The 6,538-nt window shown below is 67.7% G+C and carries 8 protein-coding genes and 1 pseudogene; 5 read left to right on the top strand and 4 right to left on the bottom strand.

Annotated features, from left to right (window positions below; all coding sequences use genetic code 11):
* Nucleotides 1-112, top strand: a pseudogene (locus ACK42S_RS14330) (ArsR family transcriptional regulator); the annotation flags it as partial.
* On the opposite strand, the gene ACK42S_RS14325 reads toward ACK42S_RS14330, so the two are convergent.
* Nucleotides 113-799, bottom strand: a complete 687-nt coding sequence (locus ACK42S_RS14325) for a YggS family pyridoxal phosphate-dependent enzyme (RefSeq protein ID WP_409708883.1) — start codon at nt 797-799, stop codon at nt 113-115. It lies immediately after the preceding pseudogene.
* Nucleotides 800-879: 80 nt separating this feature from the next.
* Between ACK42S_RS14325 and ACK42S_RS14320 the strand changes: the two genes are divergently transcribed.
* From ACK42S_RS14320 to ACK42S_RS14305, 4 genes are read left to right on the top strand one after another with little or no spacing between them, the layout of a single operon-like run.
* Nucleotides 880-1,923, top strand: coding sequence for a type IV pilus twitching motility protein PilT (locus tag ACK42S_RS14320; protein WP_409708880.1), 1,044 nt, complete (start codon nt 880-882; stop codon nt 1,921-1,923).
* A 40-nt stretch (nt 1,924-1,963) separates the two neighbouring features.
* Complete coding sequence (locus ACK42S_RS14315; protein WP_409708877.1) at nt 1,964-2,614, top strand: cyclic nucleotide-binding domain-containing protein; 651 nt, start codon at nt 1,964-1,966, stop codon at nt 2,612-2,614.
* A gap of 9 nt (nt 2,615-2,623) precedes the next feature.
* Entirely contained in the window at nt 2,624-3,760 is a 1,137-nt protein-coding gene (locus tag ACK42S_RS14310) for a PilT/PilU family type 4a pilus ATPase (RefSeq protein ID WP_409708874.1), read from the top strand.
* A 2-nt stretch (nt 3,761-3,762) separates the two neighbouring features.
* The gene (locus ACK42S_RS14305; RefSeq protein WP_409708871.1) at nt 3,763-4,659 is read left to right on the top strand and encodes an NAD(P)-dependent oxidoreductase; all 897 of its coding nucleotides are present in this window, start codon (nt 3,763-3,765) and stop codon (nt 4,657-4,659) included.
* Between the two features lies 1 nt (nt 4,660).
* On the opposite strand, the gene ACK42S_RS14300 is transcribed toward ACK42S_RS14305, so the two are convergent.
* The 3 genes from ACK42S_RS14300 to ACK42S_RS14290 form a co-directional block, all read right to left on the bottom strand.
* Entirely contained in the window at nt 4,661-5,329 is a 669-nt protein-coding gene (locus ACK42S_RS14300) for a BON domain-containing protein (RefSeq protein WP_409708868.1), read from the bottom strand.
* The gene (locus ACK42S_RS14295) at nt 5,326-5,916 is read right to left on the bottom strand and encodes an SIS domain-containing protein (RefSeq protein WP_409708865.1); all 591 of its coding nucleotides are present in this window, start codon (nt 5,914-5,916) and stop codon (nt 5,326-5,328) included. Before ACK42S_RS14295 ends, ACK42S_RS14300 begins: the two co-directional genes overlap by 4 nt.
* A 95-nt stretch (nt 5,917-6,011) precedes the next feature.
* Nucleotides 6,012-6,428 (bottom strand): YraN family protein, encoded by a 417-nt coding sequence (locus ACK42S_RS14290; protein WP_409708886.1) that lies wholly within the window; start codon nt 6,426-6,428, stop codon nt 6,012-6,014.
* Nucleotides 6,429-6,538: the final 110 nt, after the last annotated feature.

The following is a 6,538-nucleotide window of genomic DNA, read 5'->3' as shown; positions in this document are numbered from 1 at the left end:
GGCTTACCGTGAGCTGATCGGCACGGTGGTGTGGTCGCTGCCGGGCGTGCGCGAGACCCACACCTATGCGGTGATGGAGGAGGTGAAGAACACCGCCCGCCTGCCGATCTGATCAGCGCGCGCCGAAGATGGCCGTGCCCACGCGCACGATCGTGGCGCCTTCGTCGATGGCGGCTTCCAGGTCGGCGCTCATGCCCATGGACAGCGTGTCCAGGTCCAGGCCCTGGGCGCGAAGGCTGTCGAGCAGCTCGCGCAGGGCGCGGTGCGGCCGGCGCTGGGCATCCCGGTCCCCCGCAGGCTCGGGGATGGCCATCAGGCCGCGCAGGCGCAAGCGGGGCAGGGCGGCGACCTCGCGCGCCAGGGCGCCCACCTCGGCCGGGGCCAGGCCGCTCTTGCTGGCCTCGCCGCTGATGTTGACCTGCAGGCACACCTGCAGCGGGGGCAGGTGTGCAGGGCGCTGGTCCGACAGGCGCTGCGCGATTTTCAGCCGGTCCACCGTATGCACCCAGTCGAAATGCTCGGCCACCGCGCGCGTCTTGTTGCTCTGCAGCGGGCCGATGAGGTGCCACTCCAGGCGCGCTCGCACATCGGCCAGCGCGGCCATCTTCTCCAGCGCCTCTTGCACGTAGTTTTCGCCGAAACGGTGCTGGCCCGCGGCCAGGGCCTCGCGCACCGCCTGCGCACCGAAGGTCTTGCTGACCGCCAGCAATGTGACACTTTGCACGTCGCGTTGCGCGCCTGCACAGGCCGCCGCGATGCGGTCCCTCACTTGTTGTATGTTCCGAGCGATCGTCGCCATAATGGCGCGAGCTTAAGGCACATCGCCGCTTCCTCGCACAACCGCGCGCCGCGCACCACCTCGGGGGCCTGAAAGGCAATATGGACATCACGCAACTGCTGGCGTTCTCGGTCAAGAACAAGGCATCGGATTTGCACCTGTCCGCCGGCTTGCCCCCGATGATCCGCGTGCACGGTGACGTGCGCCGCATCAATGTCGACCCGCTCGAGCACAAGCAGGTGCACGACATGGTGTACGACATCATGAACGATGCGCAGCGCAAGGCCTACGAGGAAACGCTGGAGTGCGACTTCTCGTTCGAGATCCAGGGGCTGGCGCGCTTCCGCGTCAACGCCTTCAACCAGAACCGCGGCGCCGGCGCGGTGTTCCGCACCATTCCGTCGAAGATCCTCACGCTCGAGCAGCTCAACGCGCCCAAGGTGTTCGCCGAGCTGGCGCTCAAGCCGCGGGGCTTGATCCTCGTGACCGGGCCCACCGGCTCGGGCAAGTCGACCACGCTGGCGGCGATGGTCAACCATCTCAACGAGAACGAATACGGCCACATCCTCACCGTCGAAGACCCGATCGAGTTCGTGCACGAGTCCAAGAAGTGCCTGGTCAACCAGCGCGAGGTCGGGCCGCACACGCTGAGCTTCAACAACGCGCTGCGTTCGGCGCTGCGCGAGGACCCGGACGCCATCCTCGTGGGCGAGATGCGCGACCTGGAGACCATCCGCCTGGCGCTCACGGCTGCCGAGACCGGCCACCTGGTGTTCGGCACGCTGCACACCTCGAGCGCGGCCAAGACCATCGACCGCATCGTCGACGTCTTTCCGGCCGCCGAGAAGGAGATGGTGCGTGCGATGCTGTCCGAATCGCTGGTGGCGGTGATTTCGCAGACCCTGTGCAAGCTCAAGGACGGTTCGGGTCGCGTGGCTGCGCATGAAATCATGCTGGGCACCTCGGCGATCCGCAACCTGATCCGCGAGAACAAGATCGCGCAGATGTACTCGGCCATCCAGACGGGCAACAGCATGGGCATGATGACCCTGGACCAGTGCCTGACCGACCTCGTGCGCCGCAACGTGATCTCCCCGGCCGAAGCGCGCGGCAAGGCCAAGTTCCCCGAGAACTTCCCGGGCTGAAGCCCGTGCGCGCCACCGGGGAGCGACCGCCGTCACCGCCATGAAGAAACTCATTGAAAAGCTCAAAGGGGGGACCGGTGCGGTCCCCGAAGGCAGCGGCGCCGATCCCAACGAGGACTCGCGCTTCTTTTCGACGATGTTCCAGGAGCGCGCCGACGAGAACCTGCCCCAGGCGACCTGGCGCGAGCGCGCACAGCGCATCGGCGCGCGACCCTATGACCGCGAGCGCGGGGCGCAGACATTCGCCCAGCTCTGGGGGGTGGACCGTTATGTGGCGGCGCTGGGCCCGCAGGACCTCGCTCGCATGAGCCAGTACCTCGATTTCGTCGAGGTGGGCGCCAACCAGGAGATCATCGGCCAGGACGAACTGGGCGACTACATGCTCATCGTGCTCGAGGGCACGATCGCGGTGGACCGCATCCAGCCCTGGGGTGCGCGCGCACGCCTGGCCGAGGCCCGCCCTGGCGACATGCTGGGCGAGATGTCGCTGCTGGACGCAGGCTCGCGGTTTTCGGCCTGCACCACGCTCACCCCCTGCGTGCTCGCGGTGGTCGATGCCCAGGGGCTCGACCGCATGATCATGCAGGAGCCGCGCCTGGGCCTGGCCCTGTTGGCCTCGCTGGCGCGTCGCCTGTCATTGCGGTTGCGGCAGGTCAGTGCACGCCTGAGTGCCCTGCTGTCGCGCGGCTGAGGATGCATCATGGAAAGAGACCAGGCTTCCAAGTTCGTCAACGACCTGCTGCGCCTGATGGTGGCGCGCAACGGTTCGGACCTTTTCCTCACCGCCGAATTTCCGCCGGCGATCAAGGTGGACGGCAAGATCACCAAGGTGTCGCCCCAGCCCTTGACCGGCCAGCACACGATGGCCCTGGCGCGGGCCATCATGAACGACAAGCAGGCCGCCGAGTTCGAGCGCACGAAGGAATGCAACTTCGCCATCGCCCCCCAGGGCATCGGACGTTTCCGTGTCAATGCCTTCGTGCAGCAAGGGCATGTGGGCCTGGTGCTGCGGGTCATTCCGCAGACCCTGCCCACCATCGATGGCTTGGGGCTGCCCACCATTTTGAAAGACGTGGCCATGACCAAGCGCGGCCTGGTCATCATGGTGGGCGCCACCGGCTCGGGCAAGAGCACGACCCTGGCGGCCATGGTCGATTACCGCAACGAGCACTCGCAGGGCCACATCATCACCATCGAAGACCCGGTGGAGTTCGTGCATCCGCACAAGAACTGCATCGTCACGCAACGCGAGGTGGGCATCGACACCGACGGCTGGGAGGCGGCGCTGAAGAACACCTTGCGCCAGGCGCCCGATGTGATCCTCATGGGTGAGATCCGCGACCGCGAAACGATGGAGCATGCCGTGGCCTTCGCCGAGACGGGCCACCTGTGCATGGCCACGTTGCACGCCAACAGTGCCAACCAGGCCCTGGACCGGATCATCAACTTCTTCCCCGAAGAGCGCCGCGCCCAGTTGTTGATGGACTTGTCGCTCAACCTCAAGGCCATGGTTTCTCAGCGGCTGCTGCCGCGCCAGGAAGGCAAGGGCCGCATCGCGGCGGTCGAGATCCTGCTCAACACCCCGCTGATCTCCGAGCTGATCTTCAAGGGCGAGGTGGCCGAGATCAAGGAGATCATGAAGAAGAGCCGCGAGTTGGGCATGCAGACTTTCGACCAGGCGCTGTTCGACCTGTACGAGGGCAACTTCGTGACCTATGAGGACGCCTTGCGCAATGCCGACTCGGTCAACGACCTGCGCCTGCAGATCAAGCTCAACAGCAACCGCGCCCGCAACGCCGATTTGGCCGCCGGCACCGAACATTTGACGATCGTCTGACCATGAGCGGCACCAAGACCTACGCCCCGATAGCCCCCCACACCGTGGCCTTCCTGGGCCTGGGCGTGATGGGCTACCCGATGGCCGGGCATCTCGCCCGCGCCGGGCATCGCGTGACCGTCTACAACCGCACGGCGGCCAAGGCGCAGCAGTGGGTGGCCGAGTACGGTGGCGCCAGCGCGCCCACACCGCGGCAAGCCGCGCAAGGCGCCGACATCGTCTTCGCCTGCGTGGGCAACGACGACGACCTGCGCTCGGTGGTGCTGGGCGAGCATGGCGCGCTGGCCGGCATGAAGCCGGGGGCGATCTTCATGGACCACACCACGGCCTCGGCCGAGGTGGCGCGCGAGCTCGGCCAGCGATCGCGCCAGCAGGGCGTGTTCTTCATCGATGCGCCGGTGTCCGGCGGCAACCTGGGGGCGATCAACGGCACGCTCACCGTGATGTGCGGCGGCGATGCCGCCGCCTTCGCGCGGGCCCAGCCGGTGGCGATGGCCTTTGCCAAGGCCGTGACGCTGCTGGGCGAGCAGGGGGCCGGCCAACTGGCCAAGATGGTCAACCAGATCGCGATCGCCGGTTTGCTGCAGGGGCTGGCCGAGGCGATTGCTTTCGGTCAGAAGGCCGGCCTGGACATGAAAGCCGTGCTCGAAGTGATCGGCAAGGGCGCCGCCCAGAGCTGGCAGATGGACAACCGCGGCCCCACGATGATCGAAGACCGCTTCGACTTCGGCTTTGCGGTGGACTGGATGCGCAAGGACCTGGGCCTGTGCCTGCAAGAAGCGCGGCGCAACGGTGCGCGGCTGCCGGTCACGGCCCTGGTCGATCAGTTCTACGCCGATGTCCAGGCCCAGGGGGGTGGCCGTTGGGACACCTCGAGCCTGATCCGCCGGCTGAAGTGACTCACTGGCCGGGCGAGGCCCCCGTCGGCGAGGGCCGGTTGGGCTGCAGCCGCGCCAGCTCCTCCTCGGTGATGATCTCGAACACCGTCACCACCTTGTTCACGCCGCCGACGCTGCGCGCCAGTTCGGCCGCCCGCTTGGCTTCGCGTTCGGTGACCCGCCCCATCAGGTAGACGGTGCCCCGCTCGGCCACGACCTTCACGGCCTGGGCCTGCAGGTCGCGCGCATCGACGAAGGTGGCCTTGACTTTGCCGCCCAGGATCACGTCATTGGAGCGCGAGGTCAGCGAGCTCACCCCCATGACGGCCAACTCGTTGACGATGGAGCGCACGTTGTCCACGCCCGCCACGATACGCTCGACGCGCTGCTTGTCCTCCTCGCTGGCCACCTCCCCAGTGAGCAGTACCATGCGGTTGTAGCTCGTCACGTTGACGTGCACGCGTTGCTCGTTGAAGGTCTCGCGCAGGCGGTTCATGGCCTTCAGTTCGATGGCCTGGTCGTCGAGCTGGGCGCCAGAGCTGCGGCGGTCGCTGGCGACCATCACGGTGCCCACCACGGCGCCGCCCACCAGCAGGGGGGCGCAGGCCGACAGGGCAGTGACCAGGCCGGCGGCGGCCAGCACGGCCGCCAGCGGGCGCAGCAGACGGGGACGGGAAGCATGCGGTGTCATGGATGATCCTGTTCTCCAAGCAATTGGGTGTCCACCGCGTCGCACAGGCAGTGCAGCGCAAGCAGATGGACCTCGTGCACGCGCACGGGCCGCTCGTGCGGCACGGCGATGTGCACGTCGGTTTCGATCAGCAGGTCTTTGAGCTTGCCGCCGTTTTTACCGGTCAAGGCGATGACGATCATCTCCTTGTCGTGCGCCGCTTGCACGGCGGCCAGTACGCTGGGCGTGCTGCCGCTGACCGACATCGCCAGCAAGACGTCGCCGGGCTGGCCCAGGGCCTGCACCTGCTTGGCGTGCGCGAGCACCGGGTCCTCACCAAGACCGCCCAGGTGCACGGCGTCGGGGCTCAGCGCCAGCGCGGCCAGGCCAGGGCGCTCGCGCTCGAAACGGCCCACGAGCAAGGAGGCGACATGCCGGGCCAGGCCCGCCGCGCCGCCGTTGCCGCAGGCGAGCACCTTCCCACCGGCCGTCAGGCAACCCACCACGGCCTGCGCGGCCTCGGCAATCGGCCGGGCGAGCTGGTCGGCGCACTGGTACTTCAGGTCGGCACTTTCGAAAAACTGCTGCTGGATGCGGGGTTCAAGCATGGGCGGCATCATAAGTCAGCGTCATGGACGCCCGCGCGGGGTCAAAGGTTCCGCTGTCGCAGGACAGGCTGCGCGCGCAGGGGCACGGGGGACCCTCACGAGGCCTCGAACGCGGCTCGCAGCCACTGCAGCCGTCCCTCCTCGATGACCACCACGTCGAAGCGGCAGGGCGGCGGCGAGCCCAGGCGCAGCAGGTAGTGGCGAGCGGCCAGGACGATGGCGCGCCGCTTGGCCGCCCCGATGCTCTCGGCCGCACTGCCATGGGCCGTGCTGGCGCGGCTTCGCACCTCGACGAAGACCAGCGTGCCGTCGCGATCGCGCATGATGAGGTCCACTTCGCCGGCGTGGGCGCGCGGGCCGCGCGCCACCCGATAATTGCGTTCGACGAGTGCCAGGCCGGCGCGCTGCAGATGCGCCAGCGCCCGCTGCTCGGCGGCGTCTCCCTTGTGCTTGGTCGTGAACAATCCCTCCTCCTTCTGGTCCGATGCCGCGCTGTGGCGCGAGGCGGTCACGCTCCCACTCGGATGAGCGAGTCGCGCGACCGAGCCGAAGTCGGTGATCTTCGGCCAGATGCGCCCGTGGCGCTGCGAGATCAGCACGTTCGCGGGCTTGATGTCCCGGT

The sequence above is a fragment of the Caldimonas sp. genome (assembly GCF_046289365.1).
GTDB lineage: Bacteria > Pseudomonadota > Gammaproteobacteria > Burkholderiales > Burkholderiaceae_C > Caldimonas.
This window is presented reverse-complemented; position numbering and strand designations above follow the sequence as displayed.

Bases quoted from the DNA above. Each gene is read 5' to 3' on its own strand.
- ACK42S_RS14325 (WP_409708883.1), bottom strand. From the start codon at position 799: ATGGCGACGATCGCTCGGAACATACAACAAGTGAGGGACCGCATCGCG.
- ACK42S_RS14320 (WP_409708880.1), top strand. From the start codon at position 880: ATGGACATCACGCAACTGCTGGCGTTCTCGGTCAAGAACAAGGCATCG.
- ACK42S_RS14315 (WP_409708877.1), top strand. From the start codon at position 1,964: ATGAAGAAACTCATTGAAAAGCTCAAAGGGGGGACCGGTGCGGTCCCC.
- ACK42S_RS14310 (WP_409708874.1), top strand. From the start codon at position 2,624: ATGGAAAGAGACCAGGCTTCCAAGTTCGTCAACGACCTGCTGCGCCTG.
- ACK42S_RS14305 (WP_409708871.1), top strand. From the start codon at position 3,763: ATGAGCGGCACCAAGACCTACGCCCCGATAGCCCCCCACACCGTGGCC.
- ACK42S_RS14300 (WP_409708868.1), bottom strand. From the start codon at position 5,329: ATGACACCGCATGCTTCCCGTCCCCGTCTGCTGCGCCCGCTGGCGGCC.
- ACK42S_RS14295 (WP_409708865.1), bottom strand. From the start codon at position 5,916: ATGCTTGAACCCCGCATCCAGCAGCAGTTTTTCGAAAGTGCCGACCTG.